Consider the following 20,601-nt stretch of genomic DNA (forward strand, 5'->3'; position numbering starts at 1 on the left):
TTACTTGATTTCTTCGATATTATACGGTGTTTCCTGATAAACATAGTAGTTTATCCAGTTGTTATACAACAGATTGGCATGTGCACGCCAGGTTACTACTGGGGCGTTGTCAGGATTATCATCGCGATAGTAATTCTTAGGCATATCCACATCGTCGCGGATACCACGGTCGCGCTTATACTCGTTGTCGAGTGTGTTTGGCGCATATTCCAAGTGGCCGGTAATATAGAACTCACGACCACCACGCGCCATCACCATGCTGACACCACTCTCAGGCGATTCGGCCAGAAGTGTAAGTTCAGGATTAGCCAATACGTCCTCACGATGAATCTCGGTATGACGGCTATGAGGCATCATAAACACATCGTCGAACCCACGGAAGATGGGCAGTTTTGTATCAACAGGTGTTTGTGGGAATATGCCGAACATCTTCTTTTCCAAAGGGTACTTGGGCACACCATAATGGTAATAAAGGCCAGCCTGAGCAGCCCAACAGATATATAAGGTACTGGTGACGTGGGTTTTGGCCCATGTAAAGATATCGGTAATCTCGTCCCAATAGGTTACGTCTTCAAAGTCCATCGTCTCTACTGGCGCACCTGTAATAATCATACCATCAAACTTCTCGTTACGCATTGATTCAAAGTCACGATAGAACATCATCATGTGCTCTATCGGCGTATTCTTGGGGGTATGACTTTTTAATTTCATAAAGTTTATTTCCATCTGCAAAGGTGTATTCGACAGCAGTCGCACCAAATCTGTCTCCGTAGTAATCTTCAGAGGCATCAGATTCAATATAACAATCTTAAGCGGACGGATATCCTGAGTTGTGGCCCGCGAGTTATCCATAACAAAGATATTCTCGTTCTTAAGAATATCTATGGCGGGCAGTCTGTCTGGTAATCTTAGTGGCATTTCTTTTTCTTCCTATTCAACATTTTAAAATTGCACAATACAACACGACACATTATCCAAGCCTCCTGCAGCAACAGCAGCATCACATAGGTTGTTGGCATCAGAACCAGTAGAAAGGAGCGTGGTAATGATTGAATCCGGCAACATATCGGTCAATCCGTCACTACACAACAGATACAAATCCCCTTCCTTTACATCCGCAGTCATCTTCACAATATCCATGAAAGAAGTTGAACAACCTCCTCCGATACAATTCGTGATAACATTAGAATGATGACTTGAACCCAACATATTACTCAGTGAGTGGTCGGTTGTAAGTTGGGTAAGCTCACCATCCCGAAAACGGTACAAGCGGCTATCGCCACAATTCAGCGAATAGAATTCACCTTCATAGAACACCAGTCCCACCAAGGTTGTACCCATACCTTTATACTGTTCGTCAGAACGTCCCTTCGAAGCAACGATATTATTGATGTGATCCAACCATCCAATAAACATCTGATTGATAGCCTCTGGATTCAGGCCAATAGGCAGATCATGGAAAAAAAACTGCAGATTGTGCAAAGCATCACTGCTGGCAACATCACCACGATTATGACCACCCATACCATCAGCAACAGCCACAATATACCTATCACCATTTGTCAAATCAACACGAGTCTCGAATTTATCATTCCTTACAAAATGATTTCCTAACAGCACCATGTCTTCGTTCTGACTACGTACGCAACCCACTTTACTGGCTGCAGTCATGTGTATTGTTATCATCTTACTATATTACTTACTATTTTATTATCACTTGGAGACTTATATTGGCAATCATCAGCACATCACCATTCTTCAACATCGTTTCAACATCAGGCTGGATGGGTTGTTGATTAACCCTTGTTCCATTAGATGAATTCTTATCAATGACGCACCAACCAGTCCCCGACTTATACTTCAGCTGAGCATGAATGCCCGACACATAAGAATGCTGCTCAAAGAACTGGACATACGGTCCTTTACGGCGCCCAATGATAGCGCCATTCATGGCAACAATTCGTATATTGAGGCTATCATTAGTTAATGTCATGACAGGAATACCTCCATGTGAAGGACCTACCTGAGAAATGGAGAATCCTGGTGTCACCGATATGTTTGACGATACGCTGGGTGATATGTTTGACGAAACGCTGGACGAAACATTAGACGAAACATTAGACGATATATTAGCCATACTAACAACCGCCTCGGGCTGCTTTTCAACGACAACACGATCATGACGCAAGGCCATCAAGCCGCCACAACGAGTGCAACGTCTTCCTAACCCTACATGACCGCATTGCTTACAGAACAACAGCTCCTGCCCACATTGGTCACAGAAATGGGAATCGTCATCTATTCCTTCCCTACATGCTGGACAAATAATCATCTTTCTTTAAATATCTTCTGGTAGTATAATCTGATATGTTTCCTTTGTAACCTGATCAGGCGGCAGCATGGATACACGCTCCGACAAATTCTGGATAGTAGAATCGAGCAGGTTACGCATTTCACGGGCATTACCCCAAGAATCCGACTTCATAAGAACCATCTTATAGATCTTATCGAGGGCCTTAAGCTCTGACTCCGGTGTAAGCTTGTATTGCTCCTTCTGAGCCATATGCTTGTATATAGCAAGCAGCTCGTCGGCATCATAGTCATCGATATGTAACTTGTGGGAGAATCTGCTGGCCAGTCCGGCGTTCATCATCAGGAATTCATCCATCTTATCCTTGTAACCAGCTGCGATTACCACAAACTTGCCACGATCGTCTTCCATACGTTTCATCAGGGTATCGATAGCCTCCTTGCCATACATATCGCCGCCATCGCTCAGGGTGTATGCCTCGTCGATAAACAGGATACCGCCCATAGCCTTGTCACACATATTGTTCACAATCTTCGGTGTCTCACCCATGTATTTTCCTACAAGAGTTGCACGACTGGCCTCTATCACATGTGAGGTTGGCAGGATATCCATTGCCTGAAGTATCTCACCCATCTTACGGGCTATTGATGTCTTACCTGTTCCAGGATTACCTGTCAGGATAAAGTTCATCGCCATCTGCTGTACATTACCTGCACCCATAGCAGCACGCTGCTTCATGAACATACTTTGAACAGCCAACCTGCGAATAGAATCCTTGACGCTGCGCATACCAATGAACTCCTCGATTTCGTTGAGTACCACATCGAGCGGACGTGCAGCCTCTGCCTGAGACATTGGCAGGTCTTCCTTCGTAAGAGCGAACATATCGCTCTCCTTGAAACCTGGAACAGACATCTGCTTGACAAGACGCTGACTCTGACGCTCAATGGCTTCGTTGAAGATGCGACGTGCCTCACGGGCATTACCGAAGTTCTTGTCACGACGCAGATAGAGCTGTTCGAACAGACGATGAATAGCAGCTCTGGTATCCTCGTCGACAGTGAAGTTCTTGCCAGCAGCCAAATGAAGGAATATCTCAGTCAGCTCGTCTGGTGTATAGTCATCAAAGTGGATAGTCTGTGTGAAGCGACTCTTCAGACCTGGATTAGTATCGATAAAGTCGTGCATTTGGTCGGTATAACCCGCCACGATACAAATAAACTTACCACGATCATCTTCCAGACGCTTCAACAATGTATCAATGGCTTCTGATCCAAAGGTATCATTATCACTCGACTTCAATGTATATGCTTCATCGATAAACAGTATACCACCCATAGCCTGATCTACCAGTTGATTAGTTTTGATAGCTGTTTGACCAGCAAATCCTGCTACCAGTTTAGAGCGATCGGCTTCAACAAGCTGTCCCCTCGACACTACACCGAGTGTCTTGAATATATCGGCCATGATACGAGCCACAGTAGTCTTACCTGTTCCTGGATTACCTGTAAATACATAATGCTTACCTTGGAAGGTATTGGTATCTCCGCGAGCAATCTGCAAATTGAGATAGGCGGTGAGATTCACGATTTCTTTCTTTACACCAGAAAGTCCAACAAGTCCATCGAGTTTCTTCAGACAATCGTCGGCGCTGACGCTTTGTGGAGCCTCGTATGGCACATCCTCTGGTTTGATGGTCATGAGTTCCTCGTTGCTCATCAGCGAGATGTTTGCACCCTGCAGGCGCTGTGCCTGCTTCTTGCATATCTGGTCGAAGAGAGTACGCATTGTACGACCATTGGCAAAGTCTTTATCGCGAGAGTCGTACAACTCCTTAATCATCTTCTGTGTAAGTGCTTCAGCCTCTGACGAGAAGATATACTTCTTCTGTTTAGCAAATACCTGCATAATCTGATAGAGCTCTGCAGGCGAGTAGTCCTTGATGTCAAGGAAGTAATTGAATCGACTACGGAAGCCTGGGTTCACACGGAACAGATTTTCCATCTCCGTGCGATAGCCAGCAGCAATCACGATAAACTGTCCGCGATCATCCTCCATACGCTTCATCAGTTTTTCCAGCGCCTGTGCCCCCTGAGCGTCTCTATCGCCCGAAGCACTTACAGGAGCCAACGTATAAGCCTCATCAACAAACAGGATTCCACCCTTAGCCTTGTCGCATAATGCATCAACAACCTTAGGCGTCTCACCCTGATACTGACTCACCATCTTGGCACGGTCCACTTCTACAACGTGACCGCTATCAAGATAGCCTATAGATGCCAATATCTCACCAAGTTTACGGGCGATAGTAGTCTTACCTGTACCAGGATTACCTGTAAGAATAATGTGCATCGACATTTTCTCCTGTTCACCAAGTCCACGTTCTGCACGTTGCATGGCATTCTGTACAGAGTAAGCCATTTCCTTCACGGCGGCCTTTACCTCGTCCATGCCAATGTAGGTATCCAGATCCTTCAGGATATCCTCCACCGAACGCTCCTCAGGTACATATCCCTTGATATCGCCGACCTCCACTCTGGTTGCATTGGCACCACGACTGATATATTGTGTGAAGATGTCTTCTGCCGTCTTGTTGGCCAAATGTCCATATCCAAAAGTTTCGTCTTTAATCTTTACCTGATACTTAAAGAAACGGGCCAACTGCTTTTCTGCCTCAGGCGAGAACTCCGTAATACCATACTTCAGTCTCAGGTTCAACTTACAGATCTGAGTCAGTTCCTGGAAACCAGGCGTTGTCATACGGAACGTGTACTTGAATCGGTTCGCTACAGCTGGATTGCTCTCCAGAAAGTCTTCCAATCCCTTCGAGAGTCCTGAGATAATTACGATAGGATTATCTTCCCACTTATCCATTTCGACAAATAGCTTGTCGAGCGGGTTCACCTGATTGGAATACTTATCTGGCAGCAGTTTCTGTACATTATCGAAGAACAATATTCCGTTCTTTGCATTCTTAATATTATCATCCCACTTATCTACAAAACGCTGGTAATCTACAGCATCCACCATCATCAACTTGGGTTTCTCAATGATTTTATGCTGATAGAAGTAATCACGCAGAATTTCGGCTAAAGCAGTCTTACCCGTACCTGTTTCGCCGATAACCACAGCATTAAGGGATATACGGGCATTTGTGATATCTTTGCGAGAACGCAGAAACGTATAAGTCTCCACAATGGTTTTCAACTGGTTTTTGACCTCATCAAGTCCCACCAGTTTATCAAGCAAATCAGTACTTGCAAGGGGCTGTCCGCACCACTTGCAAAACTTAGCTATGCTTCTGTTTTCTTTATGACAATTCTCACAAACCATTATTATACGTCTCTATCGATTTTCTTAATAATACTTGCAGGGGCTTTCTTCATATGGCTATTTGGATTAGCTATGTTCAGCATCGATGGACTGAATATGATAAATGACATCACAAATACCAGCATCAGTAAACTCCACAGCACATAGTGCAAGATACTTTCTCCACTGATAGAGCGGACCTGATCTGTCACATCGTTCAGCAAGCCGAACTTAGAACCTTTAAACTTATAAGTTCTTGCCTTAAATGTATAATACAACGGTTCTATCAGATTCGACTTAACGTCATTCTCCAAAACCTCCGAAATCAATTTGCTGTCAGCCTTCTCATCACCACGGAAATCAGTCAGATGGCACACCAACATGTAAATCAGTGTAATCACAATAACTGCGATATTGAATAGTGTGGGATGCGATGCACCTATATACTTTAATATTATAATAGGTATAAAGCAGGTAAATGCGCCAACCAATCCCCACAGGAACGAGAACATGAAATCGTATCCTTTGAAGAACGAGCGTGTACCCACAATCAGACCTGTCATACCACCCAACGGCATGCCGATACTGATGAAGGTATGCGTCAGGATATACTCAGGATTAGTAACACCGAATAGCAGGACAAATAACAGCCAGACACCGCTCAGCCCATAGAATACCATACGCCAAACGTTCTCCTTGGTCTTGGCTCTCTGCCAGTGATCCTTAACGTTCTTCACGCGTTTCTGGGTTTCATCGCGGGCCTCTACAAAACGTTTGTAATAACGCTGTGATGGATCTATCTTTCCGAGAGCCATCAGCCAGTCTTCAATAGCATGCTCATACGAATACTCCTGCATGAAGTCTGCATTGGGATCTTCGTGATAGAATACCGACATCCACTGAGCCATCGAACCGTTTCTGACTTCATTGCGGAACACCTGCATCTTCTTGGACTGCAGATTACGGCCGTCAGCATACTCAATGCCATCGGGCATCTGATAAGTCGGGGTTACCCCCAGAATACGGCAGAATCGATAGACAGCTGTCTTTGCATCGTAAGCGCCCAAACGTTCTTTGTTCTCATCGCTCTTAAAATCGAAACAACGATTATGCTCATTATACATCTCACTCCATCCATGCAACTGGGCATAATAGGCAAATCGTCCATCAAGCTCTGTTATATCCTTCATGGCAGCCTCGAACTCCTTGTCGCTCAGATTCTGTGCCTTATGTAGACGTTCGTTCAGATATTCGCCTACCTGCATCGGCGTGAACGCCTTGGCCAGATCGTAAGCCGATTCACGATTCAGGTTGTACAGCACCTTATATGCAAGGTTCATTGAGAAATTCTGCCCCTGAGTCATTATGCGCAAACTCTCGCAAGCCATCTGATCTTCGTGACTATACATCCACGCCAATAGTCGACCATCAATCAGACTGTGCCACTCATCCTCAGTAATATCATCGTTGCTAAAGGCGGAAACAATCTCGTTAATGGTTGACGACGGATGCTTCACCATAAAAGGTATCTCAGGATCTACCTCGAGCACAATTCGCATAATGGCTATGCGTACTTCTTCCTTATTCGTGTGATCCACGCCCTTGAAGTAAGAACGCAAACGCTCAACATCACAACTGGTATGAGTCTCAATATAGAGGTAGAAGTTATCATTAGGATTTCCCAATGCCAAAGCATAATCATCCTGATTGCTCAACAATGAAATGCAGATACTATGAATATCATCACACAAGTTGCCTCGCAAATCCTTATACGCATAAGTTGGCTCCATTGCATAGAGTGAAGCCATCAATCCTGCACGTTGATCAATAGGATAGCGTTTGGATATGATATCCTTTACGATGGTACTGAGCTTACTGTTTCCGCATGCTTCCAGCCATTGGGTGATACGACCATTATACAGATAACCGATAGCCACTTTCTCGTTGGCCAACAACATCGGAATCAGCTCGTGGATATTCTCGGCAACCAAATTACGCTCTGGGTCAACAATAAAGCTCTGATACTTGAGGAATGGCGAAGAAAGATCAACCTTAGGGCTCTCGCCTAAGAACCATTGTTCTACCTGTTCGTATCCCCAACGGTTAATAGGATTGACAACCGTCAGTCCCATCACAAGCAGTTTGATACGCTCAGGAAGTTCGTTGACATGTGGGATACGGCCTTCGTTCTTCTGGCGCATCATGACGCGCTCATTGGTACTCATAGGACTCTCGCCCAACCAAAGTGTCATCAGACTGATACCTAACGAATAATAATCGGCCTTAGGCGAAATTTCAACCACGCCATCAATCACGTCTGCATACATTTCCGGAGCAGCATAGATGGGGGTACGAGCCTGAGTTGTCTTATGAGCTTTACCATCGTCCTCCAGCATACTTGAGATACCGAAATCCCCCAGTACCAACTCTGTATGATCCGTATCACGGAAGAAAAAGTTGCCTGGTTTGATATCCTTATGTAATATCTTACACTGGTGGCAATATGCCAAGGCTGCTGCACCCTGCAAGGCGATACGACGGAATTTGTCCATATCGCCCTCCAGCTTGAAGTCTGCCATAGAGCCGCCGCGAAGATACTCCATCAGCTCATAATAACGATGCTTTCCGTCAACGTAGGTTTTACCGAAGTCGTAAACCTTCACCACCATTTCGAAATCGAAATTCAGCACTGTCTGCAGAATCTTACGATTCACATCGAAATTGGGATAGTATATCTTCAGAACATACTCCTGATGATCTTTCTCAACCAAGTACACCTGCGCCTCACCTGTATTCTCACTTAATACCGAGACGCGCTTATAGTTCTGACCTTTCAGTACAAAGATGTTCTCATCAAGCACTACACGCTGCTGTCGGATTTTGTTAACTCGACTTGCGCTCTCGGCAGAAGATACAATCGAGATATTGACATTAGGGCGCGCCTGTGACTGTACCTGAGGCTGAACGCCACGTGTCGTACCACTTAACGATGGAGCAGCAGGAGAGTCCGACGATACCGGTGATACCGGTGCTATAGGCTGGTCGAAGCCGGGAGCTCGGACTGTGCCATCAAGTGGTTTCTCGTCAGTCACCGGCTTGGCCGATGGAACAACCTCTATCGTTGGTTTAACAGAAGGCACAACGTCAATCTTCGGTTTAACTGACGGAATGACATCGATCTTCGGTTTGGCAGAAGGAACGACATCAATCTTGGGTTTTCCGGACGGGATGACATCAATTGGTGGCATTTGCGGACTTCTGATTGTACCATCCAAAGGCTTATCCTCAGGCTCTTCCAGAGGAGTCTGCGGCATAAAATCGAAAGCGGTAGCTCTTCTCGTTTTATCGAGATTCACATCTTCGTTATCGTTGACCGTATTTTGTGGAGTTCGAACCGTACTCATTTAGATATCGTCTTTAATTTCTTTTCTAGTACCCTTACCAAGAACTATCCATTTGCCACCCATCTGCGGCTTAGCACATCCACAGGGGCTGGAATGCAATGCATGTTTAAAATTGCACTCCCAGGCCAAGCGCACACCCTGAGGCTTACAAGCCATGGCATAATTGCGCACCTGAGCAGGCTTGGTTTGAGGCAATTGTGCCATCTGGTCAAGCAGTCTTGACAGCATCTCCATACGCTCCTGTTTTTTCTTATCGTATTCGTCCTTGCTCATAATCTTATGATCGGCCAGATTGGCATCCACACGATCCAGACCACGATCCTGAGCCAACAACATCAATACACGCTGACGTAACTCCTGACTCTTACGATCACGCTCTCTATCTTGCTCTGTCACATAAGGTATCTGCTGATCAAGTTTCTGTATCTCATCAGCCAGACGCTGCATCTGCTGATACTCTGGCATTTCTAGTACCTTCTCCTTCAATAGGCGTGCCTCTTCTGTGAGAGGGGTACCACACTGTTTGCAGAACGAAAAATCATTATGGGTTCTACAAACGGGACAAACGATTCCGCCTATCGGGTTACCACATTCCGGACAGTAGGCTTCGGCACCATGCAGATGGGCGCCACAGAAAGAGCACACGTCCTTACGGATATAGTGACGACAGGATTCGCAAAAATCGGCATCGGCATCTACAGCAGCTCCACAATAGGGGCAGGTAGTTGTACCGATAGCGTTACCACACGATGCACAGAATAGTGCATCCGGTTCGTTGATAGTGCCACAATGAGGACAAGGCACGCCGCTGGCAGTATTCATCTGCACGGCCTGCTGATATTGAGGCTGCTGAACGGCACGTTCGCGATAAAGCGGCTCTGCACCTCGGTTTGTTCGATCTTGGTTTTGTGTAATATCGTTCATCGTTTGTTGGAATTTTAACTTAAGTTAGGTGCAAAGATAGATAAAAAAATGAATTAAACAAAAAAAACCGCCGTAAATTTACATTTACGACGGCAAAAAACATATTTTTTTGATATAGATTACCACAATTCGAGGCGTTCAGACTTAGGAATGAACATCTTATCACCCTCCTTAATACCAAATGCTTCATACCAGGCATCGATATGAGGTAGGGCGCCATTCACACGCCAACGACCCAGTGAGTGAGGATCACTTTTAGTACGATTTCGGATTTCTGCTTCTGTAATATTACCAGCCCATACACCAGCATATGCATGGAAGAATCGCTGATCGGCAGTCAGTCCATCCTTCTCACCAAGAGGATTGCGCTTAGTTGCATTTTTATAGGCTGCCCAAGCCACCTGCAGACCACCATGGTCGGCCAGGTTTTCACCGAGTGTCAGGCGACCATTACCATTCAGGTCGGGCAGTACCTTGATAGCGCTGAAGAAGTCGGCATATTTATCCGTACGTTCTGTAAAGTTCTTTCCATCAGCTTCTTTCCACCAGTCGTGCATATTTCCATCCTTATCAAACTGGCGGCCCTGATCATCAAATCCATGAGTCATCTCGTGACCGATTACTACGCCGATAGCACCATAGTTGAAGGCATCGTCAGCACTCATATCAAAGAATGGATACTGAAGGATTCCGGCGGGGAAGCAGATTTCGTTGGTGGTTGGATTATAATAGGCATTCACAGTCTGTGGTGTCATGTGCCAATCATCGCGATCAACGGGCTTGCCAACGGTATGCTGAATATTCCAAGCATGCCAGAACTTTGCGCAAGCCTGCATGTTATCGTAATAAGATTTCGCAGGATCAATCTCAAGTCCCGAGATATCTGTCCACTTATCAGGATAACCCACCTTTACATAGAAAGAATTCAGCTTCAGCAAGGCGTTCACCTTGGTCGAATCGTCCATCCAGCTTTGGGCAGCAATGCGCTCACCAAGAGCAATCTGCAGGTTCTTAATTAGGGTAAGCATGCGCTGCTTGGCAGCCTCTGGGAAGTATTTCTCTGCATAGATCTTACCAAGAGCCTCGCCCATCACGCGCTCCACCTGAGCTGTACTACGCTTCCACAGAGGATGGTTCTGCTTACGACCAGAACGGATTTTACCATTGAAGTCGAAGCTCTCTGCTACAGTAGCATCGTTCAGATAGTTAGCGGCACCTGAAATAAAGCCCCACTCCATCACATCGCGGTACTCTGCAGGTTTAATGTTACCCACCAGTTTGTTGGCGCCTGCCAGGAAGTCGGGCTGACCAACTACCATCTCCTGCAGATACTTGGTTTCGATGCCCATGGCATTCATCACCTTTACCAATGGCAGGTTAGGATACTTAACCTCAAACTCCTTCAGCGTCATCTTATTGTAGTTAGCCTCTGGATCACGCAACTCGGTACGGCTCTTGCTCACCTTTGCCAACTCGGTTTCCACCTTCATAATGTTCTGCATCTTCTTGGTTGCAGCGCTCTTGCTGAACCCGAACAACTGGAACATTTTCACCACATGCTTCTTGAAAGCTTCACGGATATCAGCAGTAGCCTTATCATTATCGAGATAATACTCCTTCTGACCTAATGAGAGCCCACCCTGATACACGTTCAGGATATTCTGAGTTGCATTCTTCTCGTCGGCGCCAAAGCCTGCAAAGAAGAACTCCTGCTCACCGTAAGGAGCAAGTTCCAACTGAATGGCTAACAACTGCTTGTTGCTTTTAGCAGCCTCCAGACGCTTAATCAGAGGCATCAATGGAGCAACACCTTCCTGGTTACGACGTGTAGAGTCCATAGCCAGCTTATACAGATCGCTCAGCTTCTGCTCGATAGTACCCTTAGCATAGGAATTCGACTGCAACTCCTTCAGGATACCATTGATACGCTTGTCGTTTTCTTCCTGCAAGCGGTCGAAACTGCCATAACGCGAATAAGCAGCAGGCAGTGGATTGTTTTTCATCCAACCACCACACGCATACTCATAAAAGTCATCGCCAGGACGCACAGCCTTGTTGAAATCAGCCTGATGCAGACCAGACCCCAACTCCGACTGAGCCATCATCATCATCGATACTGATGCCATTGTCATCATTGTTAAAAATCTTTTCATTGCTTTTTAGTGTTTATTGTGTTAATGATTCTAATTCTTCACTTGTCTTCTCCCAACGCTCCACCTCTTCATCGAGACTTTGCTTGATAGAAGTATATTCTGTCACCAGCGTCATGTCCGACGCATTCTCAGGCACCATCAACAGTTCATCGAGCTCCTTCAGTCGCTGTTCCATCTGCTCAATCTTGGCTTCCGACTGTTTCACAGCCTTCTCCAGACGGTTCTTGCGTTTCTGTAGTTCTTTACGCTCGGCATAATTCAGCACCTTGTTCAAGGCTTCCTGATTAACAGCCTGCTGCTCGCCAGATTTTCCCACGTTGGGAATATTTTGTTCCCTCACTGGGAAGGAATTATTCCCTCGTTGGGAATTATTTGTATCCTTACCAAGCTGGTTCAAATCGCTGATCTTTTTCGAACGCAGGAAGTCATAGATACCACCCAGATGTTCACGTACCTTTCCACCGCCGAACTCATACACCTTAGTCACCAGTCCGTCAAGGAACTCACGGTCGTGACTCACGATAATAGCGGTACCGTCGAAAGCCTTGATGGCTTCCTTCAGCACATCCTTCGATGGCATATCCAAATGGTTGGTAGGCTCGTCGAGAATCAACAGATTTACTGGTTCCAACAGCAGTCTGATCATAGCCAGTCGGCTACGTTCGCCACCACTCAGCACCTTCACTTTCTTGTCACTCTCCTCGCCGCCAAACATAAAGGCACCCAATATATCGTTAATCTTCAGACGAATCTCGCCCTTGGCCACATTATCGATGGTCTGGAACACGGTCAGATTCTCATCCAGCAATTGAGCCTGATTCTGGGCAAAATAGCCTATCTGTATGTTATGCCCCACCTTCAGTTCGCCAGAATAAGAAATCTCATCCATGATACATTTCACCAAAGTCGATTTTCCTTCTCCATTCTTACCTACGAAAGCTACCTTTTCGCCACGTTTGATAGTCAGGGTCACATGGTCAAAGACCGTATGGGCCCCATAATCCTTACGCACCTCATCACAAATTACAGGGTAATCACCGCTTCTTAGACAAGGTGGGAACTTCAGGTGCATAGCCGAATTATCCACCTCATCAATCTCGATGGGCACTATTTTTTCCAGCTGTTTCACCTTCTGCTGTACCTGTACAGCCTTGGTAGCCTGATAGCGGAACCGCTCGATAAATGCCTTCATCTCAGACACTTCCTTCTGTTGGTTCTCGTAAGCCCTCAACTGCTGTTCACGGCGTTCCTTACGCAGCACCACATATTCATCATACTTAACTTTATAGTCGATAACCTTACCACATGAAATCTCGAGTGTCCGATTCGAGACATTGTTAATAAAGGCACGGTCATGACTGACCAGTACCACAGCACTTGAGCTCTGCGACAGGAATTGCTCCAGCCATTGGATGGATTCGATATCCAGATGGTTAGTAGGCTCGTCGAGTAACAACACATCAGGTTTCTGCAACAGAATCTTTGCCAACTCTATTCGCATACGCCATCCGCCCGAGAATTCTGATGTAGGACGGTCGAAATCCGAACGTTCAAAGCCAAGTCCTACGAGTGTACGCTCTATCTCAGCCTCATAGTTCTCAGCACCCATCATCATATACCGTTCATGCTCGGTAGTATATCGCTCGATGAGTGCCAGGTAACTCTCACTCTCATAGTCAGTACGCTCAGCCAGTTCCTGATTCATCTGTTCCAGCCGTTCCTTCATCCGCGTATTATCGGCAAAGGCCTTCTGAGCTTCCTCACGCACAGTGGTATCGTCCTGCAGAATCATCACCTGCGGCAGATAGCCTATTTTGGTATCATTAGGCACACTCACGTTGCCTGCTGTAGGTTTTTGCTGCCCACAAAGTATTTTGAGCATGGTTGATTTGCCAGCTCCATTCTTGCCCACCAGGGCTATGCGATCTCTGTCGTTGATGACGAAACTCGCACCATCGAACAAAGGTTTGATGCCAAATTCTACTTTCAGTCCTTCTACCGATATCATCGCTTGTCTACAAATTTATAATTCTTAAATTGCTCTTTGGGAAAACGCAGCATCTCATCAGTAATGCTACCGCTCTGGAAATCGCTAATCTTAATGGTGGTCCATATGAAAGCGATTTTGATGCGGACGCTTATCGGATGATAGGTCTTGTGTTCCAGCAAGGCGTGAATCTCCTTCATACCTTTGCGCCCCTTGATCAACTTCAATGTCACCAGCAGTCCTTTGTCTGCCTCCGCGATGCTGTAGGTATAGTTCTCCGGATCGAACTTGAACTTCTGCGAGTACTTGTCACTCTTATTGTTCTTGGCATTATGTATCTCCACCTCGCCCTTTTTCTTCTTGAAGGTGAATACTGTTGTGCCATCATTCCACGAGGTCATTCTTGCTTCGTCGAACTTGCTCTTCTTTCCCTTATACCAGATGGTGCCACGGGTTTTATAGATGCCTGTGATGTTTACATCGTAATGCAATGTAGCACCCTGTTCACCAAATACTTGCTGGTAGGCGTTGTTAAAAATGCGGCGTGCCTGTCGGCTGTTGGCTGATTCTTGCGCTCCGATGTTGCAAATAACGCCAAACAACATGATAACCGCTAAAATTATCCTATTTCTCATTAATCTTTTTATTTTCGGAGTGCAAAAATACATATTTCTCGTGATTTATTACTATTTTTGCACACAAATTAACGTAATTACTACTTATATTTATGCAAAAGAACGTTTTTCCCTTACTTATTGCCACACAGTTGGGCATCAGTGAGAAATATGTCGCCGGCACACTGGCGCTCATCGACGAAGGGTGCACCATTCCCTTCATCGCCCGTTATCGCAAGGAACGAACAGGCGGACTCGACGAGATACAGATTGCAGCCATCAGCGATCGATATGAAAAATTGCTCGATATACAGAAACGCAAGGAAACAGTTGTCAAAACAATTACCGAACTCGACAAGATGACTCCTCAGTTACAGGAACGTATCGACAAATGCTGGGACGCCACCGAACTCGAGGACATCTACCTGCCATACAAACCCAAACGCCGTACGCGTGCCCAAGTGGCTCGCGAACAAGGTCTGGAGCCGTTAGCCCTTCTGATTATGAAACAGCGCGAACGTGATCCAGAACATGCAGCCGAGCGCTATGTAGGCCAGTCGGTCGCTTCAGTCGAAGAAGCAATCAAGGGAGCACAAGACATCATTGCCGAAACGGTGAGCGAGGACGAGCGCTCACGCCAGCAACTGCGTAACGCCTTCACCCGCCAGGCCATCATCTCCTCAAAAGTAGTAAAAGCCAAAGCCGATACGGAAGAAGCCTCAAAATACAGCGATTACTTTGATTGGAGCGAACCGTTGAAACGCTGTTCATCCCACCGTCTGCTCGCCATGCGTCGAGGCGAGGCCGAAGGCTTTTTGCGCATCAGCATATCGCCCGACGACCAAGAGGCTTGCGAACGTCTGAAACGCCACTATGTCTATGGCAACACAGCTTGCGGAAAATTAGTAGCCGAAGCCATCGACGATGGGTATAAGCGTTTGCTCAAACCCGCCATCGAGACAGAGTTTACCACCCTCAGTAAGGAAAAGGCCGATGAAGAAGCCATCCGGGTCTTTGCTGAGAACCTACGTCAACTGCTGCTCAGTGCGCCATTAGGTCAGAAACGCGTCATGGGTATTGATCCTGGTTTTCGCACAGGCTGCAAGGTGGTTTGTTTAGACGCCCAAGGCAATCTGCTGCACCACGATGTCATCATGCCTCACCCGCCTGTGAACAAGCGTACCGAGGCAGCCATCACCCTGCAGCGCCTGATACAGAAATTTCAGATTGAGGCCATCTCTATAGGAAATGGTACTGCCAGTCGCGAAACCGACACCTTCGTAAAGGATGTGCTCGCTCATAAATACAATGTCGGCACGGATTTGAAAGCCACGACAGCTAAATCAGGAGCCCCAGAAGTCCCTACCCCACAGGTCTTTGTCGTTTCCGAAGCCGGTGCCTCAGTTTATTCAGCCTCGAAAGTGGCCCGCGACGAGTTTCCCAACGAGGATGTAACCGTACGTGGCGCCGTCTCCATCGGCCGCAGACTGATGGACCCGCTGGCCGAACTCGTCAAAATCGACCCAAAGAGCATCGGCGTTGGCCAATACCAGCACGATGTTGATCAATCCAAACTTAAGCATTCGCTCGACCAGACTGTCGAGAGTTGTGTCAACTCTGTCGGTGTCGACCTCAACACCGCTTCACAACATCTGCTGATGTACGTCAGCGGACTGGGCGCTACACTGGCAAAGAACATTGTAGATTACCGTCGCGAACATGGTGCATTCACCTCACGTGCCCAACTGCTCAAAGTGCCGCGTCTTGGGCCTTCAGCCTATCAACAATGTGCCGGATTTCTGCGCATCCGCAACGCTAAGGACCCGCTCGACAATTCTGCTGTACACCCCGAACGCTATCAGTTAGTAGAACAGATGGCCAAAGACCAAGGCTGTACAGTGGCCGACCTGATTAGCCACAAGGAGAAACGTGAGGCAATCCAACTGTCACGTTACGTCACACCCGATGTCGGCATGCCAACCCTCAACGACATCTTAGCCGAATTAGAAAAGCCAGGTCGTGATCCACGCGAAGCCCTCGAAGCCTTCGAATTCGACAAGAATGTCTCAACCATCGACGACCTTGTCGAGGGTATGATACTGCCAGGCATCGTTACCAACATCACCAACTTTGGAGCCTTTGTTGATATCGGTGTCCATCACGATGGTCTTGTCCACATCTCACAAATGGCCAACCGGCGCATCGCCCACCCACTCGACGTAGTCAAACTCCATCAGCACGTTCAGGTACGGGTCATCGAAGTCGACCATCGGCGCCAACGTATCTCTTTGTCCATGAAAGGGGTTTAAGGCCCATATAGTTGCATACATAAGTTTTTTTCAAAAAAGCACAAAGTATTAGAAGTTTTTTTGTATCTTTGTGCCCGTAAATACAAACTATCTACAAAACGATGGTAAAGAAGACGTTAGCATACAAGCTGAGTATGATTATCATGGTGGTTCTGCTGGTTATGTGGGCCACCATTATGACCATCGTTTTTGTCATTACCCGCAACTCAACAACCAACGAAGTAGAATCACGGTATGAGGGTATCATGATGCATACCAACGAGAAGATTCGTGGTGTGCTGTCTGACGTTTACGTGGCTGCCATCAACAATATCAGCGTGATTGAGAACGATCTCGACAACACCGACAAACTCCAGGCACATCTGGAACAGATGATAAAGCTGAACAAATATATGTCGAGTTGCCGCCTGATTTTCGAACCAGACTATTACCCACAGAAAGGCCACTACTTCGAGATCTATGCCTGGCGCGATTCCGCAGGTACCATCAGGGGCAAGCAGATGAACGAGGACCATCCTGACTTCCTGACGCATCCTTGGTATAAAACGGCTTACGAGAAGAAAGAGGGCGACTGGACGCCTCCCTATTTCGACCAAGCAGCTTCACAGCAGCTGACAACCACCTACATGACGCACATTCACGATGGCAACGGACGTAAAGTGGGCATGTTGGGAGCCGACGTATCGCTGGAATGGCTACGCCAACGCCACAAGCGTATTGATGCCGAGAACCACCAGCGTTTCGAAAAGGGGTATAAAGAACAGTCATACAGTTTTGTTATCGACAACGATGGCACTTACTTGATTCATCCCGATGAGAACCGCATTCTGAAAAAGAAATTCCAGGATATAGCAGCAACCTCTCCCGACACTATCGACGACGGCATAGCCCGCCGTATGATGCACCATGAGAGCGGCATCTGCAAGATGATGAACGACAGCATCAAATCGGTCTTATTCTATTCATTTGTAAAATATGCCGATTGGACTGTAGTCATCGTTGTACCCGAGGCCATCATTAATCATCAGGGCAATCTGCTTGGTACCATCATTCTGGCCGTTATGTTCTTCGGACTTATCGTCATATTCATCCTCAGCAGAGCACTGTTCAAGAATATCGACCGACTGAGGAAGACCACAGCCCAGAAAGCAGCCATCGAACAGGAACTGAAAATTGCCAGCCATATCCAGCAGCAAATGCTGCCTAAGAAATATCCCCCCTACCCTGAGCGTACCGATATCGATATCTATGGCGAAATCGTAACAGCCAAAGAAGTTGGTGGCGACCTGTTCGACTTTCTGCTACGCGACGAGAAACTGTTCTTCTGCATCGGCGATGTGAGCGGCAAAGGTGTACCAGCAGCATTGATGATGGCTGAGACTATATCGCTGTTCCGCAATGCATCGATGTTACACACCCATCCCCAACAGATTGTGAGCCGCATGAACCAGACGATTTGTGAGAACAACGACTCGTTCATGTTCGTCACCTTGTTCATGGGCGTACTCGATCTGCCAACAGGTCAGCTTAACTACACCAACGCAGGGCACGAACCGCCTATCATGATTGGCCAACAGGCACAATTCATGAACGTGGACAACAACATCCCACTCGGTCTTCGCACCGACTGGAATTACTCCGAACAAACAGTATCTATGGATTGCAACACCATGCTGTTCCTCTATACCGACGGCTATACCGAGGCCGAGACATCAGAGCACGAGCAGTTGGGCAGAGAGCGCCTACGCGAGGAAACAAACAAATGCGCACAGCAGCATCTCAGCGCACGCGACCTTGTGAAGCATATTAGCCTGGCAGAACACGCCTTTGTGGGCGAGATCCCACAGGGCGATGACATCTCCCTGCTGGCTATTCAATACAAAGACGTAGATACCGATGTGGTTTTGCGTCGAACCCTGACAATAGCCAACGACCTAAGCGAGGTCAAGCAACTGACCGACTTCATGAACAGCATTACCAGCGACATGGATATCGACATGGCTACAGCCTCACACATCACCCTGGCCGTGGAAGAGGCAGTTGTCAACATCATAAAATACGCCTATACCGATGGTGAACAAGCCGACATTCTGTTGGAGGCTATAGCCGACGACCGTTTTCTGACATTCATACTTCGCGACAAGGGTATTCCCTTTGATGCCACCAAGGCTACAGAGTACGACGTAAAGCAGAAAGTCAAGCAGCTCAGCGAAGGCGGTCTGGGCATACACCTGATGTGTCACTATATGGACAGCATAAGCTACGAAAGGAAAAATAATGAAAATGTGCTAATCATGAGAAAGGAATTGAAAACAAAAAAAGTAAGAATATAAGAATGGATATTAAGATTGAAAAAACTGACGAGCGTCAGGTGACCCTGACATTGGACGGACGCTTGGATACCTTAGTGTCTCAAGTGGCAGAGAGAGAAGTACAACCCCTGTACAACTACTTTGATTGCGAGGTCGTCATAGATTGCAGCAAACTTGAATACATCTCATCCAGCGGCTTACGATTGCTGATGCACATCGTACAGCATTGCTGGACGAATCACAATGAGCCCTACATACAAGGACTGCAACCTCAAGTTTACGACGTGTTTAAGACAACAGGATTTGTACACTTGTTCAAATTTAAATGATACCAAAAGCAAATGAGGAACCTCGGTGAGGCTCCTCATTTGCTTATTGTTTCTTGATGGCTATTGGAATCATCTTGACGCTCATATTGGTGTCGCGCTTGCGGCATTTTGCCAACCACTTCTGAAACTCATCCCCCTTCAGTTCGCGTAGCTGTCCCTTGCCAACGGCATCGGCAGCCTTCACAAAAGGCTGAGTTGAGAAGACGATATAGATCTGATTCTGCTCCACAGGGAACAGGGTGGTCATCCGATAAAGGTCGACAATGGGTTTCTCTGTTGGCAGAGCCTCATCCACATTGAAGAACACATAGCGCTGATTGGCCTTTACACTATAGATACCATCCTGCTGAGCCTGATAGGGCAACAGGCAACAAGCCATGTTACCTACATCCACCAGATAGATGGCAACATAGCCGGCAACAGGCGACGTGAAGCTGACATAGAAGTTATCGCCCGAAAAGAAAGTCTCTGACTCCGAACGGTCATCGGTACCGTTACGTAGCACCTTCGCCTGAAAATCAACACCATTGGCAACAATCTCACGAATACGCCCCTTACATTTGGCCGTCACCACCAGTGTTTCGCCATCGTAATTAATCTGATACTGAGGCTGACCAATGGTCTCAATCCACTCTCCCTTGACATCGCTTCCTGAAATTGACAGGAAATCAATATCACTACGCCCGTTCTTATTCGACATGCGCATTGAGTTCGTCTCACTGACAATGGTACCAAAGGCATCGGCAATAGCCTGAATTTTAGCACGTTCGAGGGCTGTCTGCTTAGCTTGGCCCAAAGATACATCTTCAGAGGCGCGATAGGTGTACTCTGCATCCACCGTAAGCGACTTCTGGGCAAAAGCACCACAGAAAGCAACTAAAGACAAAACGACTGAGATGATACTTCTATTCATGATAAAACCACATTTTTTATATAAATACGCTGC

At 46.7% G+C, this 20,601-nt stretch carries 14 protein-coding genes; 4 read left to right on the forward strand and 10 right to left on the reverse strand.

Features of this window, described 5'->3' with window-relative positions:
• Genes metA through T491_RS17935 form a run of 3 tightly spaced genes read right to left on the reverse strand, consistent with a single transcriptional unit; the run spans position 1 to position 1,993 of the window.
• The gene (gene metA / locus T491_RS0110995; protein ID WP_028903933.1) at positions 1–918 is read right to left on the reverse strand and encodes a homoserine O-succinyltransferase; all 918 of its coding nucleotides are present in this window, start codon (positions 916–918) and stop codon (positions 1–3) included.
• Between the two features lie 24 nt (positions 919–942).
• Positions 943–1,686, reverse strand: a complete 744-nt coding sequence (locus T491_RS0111000) for a PP2C family serine/threonine-protein phosphatase (protein WP_028903934.1) — start codon at positions 1,684–1,686, stop codon at positions 943–945.
• Positions 1,687–1,702: 16 nt separating this feature from the next.
• Entirely contained in the window at positions 1,703–1,993 is a 291-nt protein-coding gene (locus T491_RS17935; RefSeq protein WP_033147202.1) for an FHA domain-containing protein, read from the reverse strand.
• Positions 1,994–2,030: 37 nt separating this feature from the next.
• Here T491_RS17935 and T491_RS17940 point away from each other — a divergent pair, with 37 nt between their 5' ends.
• Complete coding sequence (locus T491_RS17940) at positions 2,031–2,183, forward strand: hypothetical protein (RefSeq protein ID WP_197018858.1); 153 nt, start codon at positions 2,031–2,033, stop codon at positions 2,181–2,183.
• A 155-nt stretch (positions 2,184–2,338) separates the two neighbouring features.
• On the opposite strand, the gene T491_RS0111010 is transcribed toward T491_RS17940, so the two are convergent.
• From T491_RS0111010 to T491_RS0111035, 6 genes are all read right to left on the reverse strand, one after another.
• On the reverse strand, positions 2,339–5,644 hold the full coding sequence (locus tag T491_RS0111010; protein WP_081773349.1) for an AAA family ATPase: 3,306 nt from the start codon (positions 5,642–5,644) through the stop codon (positions 2,339–2,341).
• Positions 5,645–5,646: 2 nt separating this feature from the next.
• Complete coding sequence (locus tag T491_RS0111015; RefSeq protein ID WP_081773350.1) at positions 5,647–9,027, reverse strand: protein kinase; 3,381 nt, start codon at positions 9,025–9,027, stop codon at positions 5,647–5,649.
• On the reverse strand, positions 9,028–9,951 hold the full coding sequence (locus tag T491_RS0111020) for a zinc ribbon domain-containing protein (RefSeq protein ID WP_028903937.1): 924 nt from the start codon (positions 9,949–9,951) through the stop codon (positions 9,028–9,030).
• Positions 9,952–10,070: 119 nt separating this feature from the next.
• Positions 10,071–12,104 (reverse strand): M13 family metallopeptidase, encoded by a 2,034-nt coding sequence (locus tag T491_RS0111025; RefSeq protein WP_028903938.1) that lies wholly within the window; start codon positions 12,102–12,104, stop codon positions 10,071–10,073.
• Positions 12,105–12,117: 13 nt separating this feature from the next.
• Positions 12,118–14,112: an ABC-F family ATP-binding cassette domain-containing protein gene (locus T491_RS0111030; RefSeq protein WP_028903939.1), complete on the reverse strand. Its 1,995-nt coding sequence runs from the start codon at positions 14,110–14,112 to the stop codon at positions 12,118–12,120.
• Complete coding sequence (locus T491_RS0111035; protein ID WP_197018859.1) at positions 14,109–14,726, reverse strand: LolA-like putative outer membrane lipoprotein chaperone; 618 nt, start codon at positions 14,724–14,726, stop codon at positions 14,109–14,111. Before T491_RS0111035 ends, T491_RS0111030 begins: the two co-directional genes overlap by 4 nt.
• A gap of 92 nt (positions 14,727–14,818) precedes the next feature.
• Here T491_RS0111035 and T491_RS0111040 point away from each other — a divergent pair, with 92 nt between their 5' ends.
• The 3 genes from T491_RS0111040 to T491_RS0111050 all read left to right on the forward strand — a co-directional run bounded on the left by T491_RS0111040 (position 14,819) and on the right by T491_RS0111050 (position 19,655).
• Positions 14,819–17,014 (forward strand): Tex family protein, encoded by a 2,196-nt coding sequence (locus T491_RS0111040; RefSeq protein ID WP_028903941.1) that lies wholly within the window; start codon positions 14,819–14,821, stop codon positions 17,012–17,014.
• Positions 17,015–17,115: 101 nt separating this feature from the next.
• On the forward strand, positions 17,116–19,347 hold the full coding sequence (locus T491_RS0111045) for a SpoIIE family protein phosphatase (protein ID WP_028903942.1): 2,232 nt from the start codon (positions 17,116–17,118) through the stop codon (positions 19,345–19,347).
• Positions 19,348–19,349: 2 nt separating this feature from the next.
• Positions 19,350–19,655 (forward strand): STAS domain-containing protein, encoded by a 306-nt coding sequence (locus T491_RS0111050; protein ID WP_028903943.1) that lies wholly within the window; start codon positions 19,350–19,352, stop codon positions 19,653–19,655.
• Positions 19,656–19,698: 43 nt separating this feature from the next.
• On the opposite strand, the gene T491_RS0111055 is transcribed toward T491_RS0111050, so the two are convergent.
• Positions 19,699–20,568, reverse strand: coding sequence for a hypothetical protein (locus tag T491_RS0111055; RefSeq protein ID WP_028903944.1), 870 nt, complete (start codon positions 20,566–20,568; stop codon positions 19,699–19,701).
• Between the last annotated feature and the right edge of the window lie 33 nt (positions 20,569–20,601).

The sequence above is a fragment of the Prevotella sp. P6B4 genome (assembly GCF_000619985.1).
Lineage (GTDB): Bacteria > Bacteroidota > Bacteroidia > Bacteroidales > Bacteroidaceae > Prevotella.

Bases quoted from the DNA above. Each gene is read 5' to 3' on its own strand.
- metA (WP_028903933.1), bottom strand. From the start codon at position 918: ATGCCACTAAGATTACCAGACAGACTGCCCGCCATAGATATTCTTAAG.
- T491_RS0111000 (WP_028903934.1), bottom strand. From the start codon at position 1,686: ATGATAACAATACACATGACTGCAGCCAGTAAAGTGGGTTGCGTACGT.
- T491_RS17935 (WP_033147202.1), bottom strand. From the start codon at position 1,993: ATGACATTAACTAATGATAGCCTCAATATACGAATTGTTGCCATGAAT.
- T491_RS17940 (WP_197018858.1), top strand. From the start codon at position 2,031: ATGGAGAATCCTGGTGTCACCGATATGTTTGACGATACGCTGGGTGAT.
- T491_RS0111010 (WP_081773349.1), bottom strand. From the start codon at position 5,644: ATGGTTTGTGAGAATTGTCATAAAGAAAACAGAAGCATAGCTAAGTTT.
- T491_RS0111015 (WP_081773350.1), bottom strand. From the start codon at position 9,027: ATGAGTACGGTTCGAACTCCACAAAATACGGTCAACGATAACGAAGAT.
- T491_RS0111020 (WP_028903937.1), bottom strand. From the start codon at position 9,951: ATGAACGATATTACACAAAACCAAGATCGAACAAACCGAGGTGCAGAG.
- T491_RS0111025 (WP_028903938.1), bottom strand. From the start codon at position 12,104: ATGAAAAGATTTTTAACAATGATGACAATGGCATCAGTATCGATGATG.
- T491_RS0111030 (WP_028903939.1), bottom strand. From the start codon at position 14,112: ATGATATCGGTAGAAGGACTGAAAGTAGAATTTGGCATCAAACCTTTG.
- T491_RS0111035 (WP_197018859.1), bottom strand. From the start codon at position 14,726: ATGAGAAATAGGATAATTTTAGCGGTTATCATGTTGTTTGGCGTTATT.
- T491_RS0111040 (WP_028903941.1), top strand. From the start codon at position 14,819: ATGCAAAAGAACGTTTTTCCCTTACTTATTGCCACACAGTTGGGCATC.
- T491_RS0111045 (WP_028903942.1), top strand. From the start codon at position 17,116: ATGGTAAAGAAGACGTTAGCATACAAGCTGAGTATGATTATCATGGTG.
- T491_RS0111050 (WP_028903943.1), top strand. From the start codon at position 19,350: ATGGATATTAAGATTGAAAAAACTGACGAGCGTCAGGTGACCCTGACA.
- T491_RS0111055 (WP_028903944.1), bottom strand. From the start codon at position 20,568: ATGAATAGAAGTATCATCTCAGTCGTTTTGTCTTTAGTTGCTTTCTGT.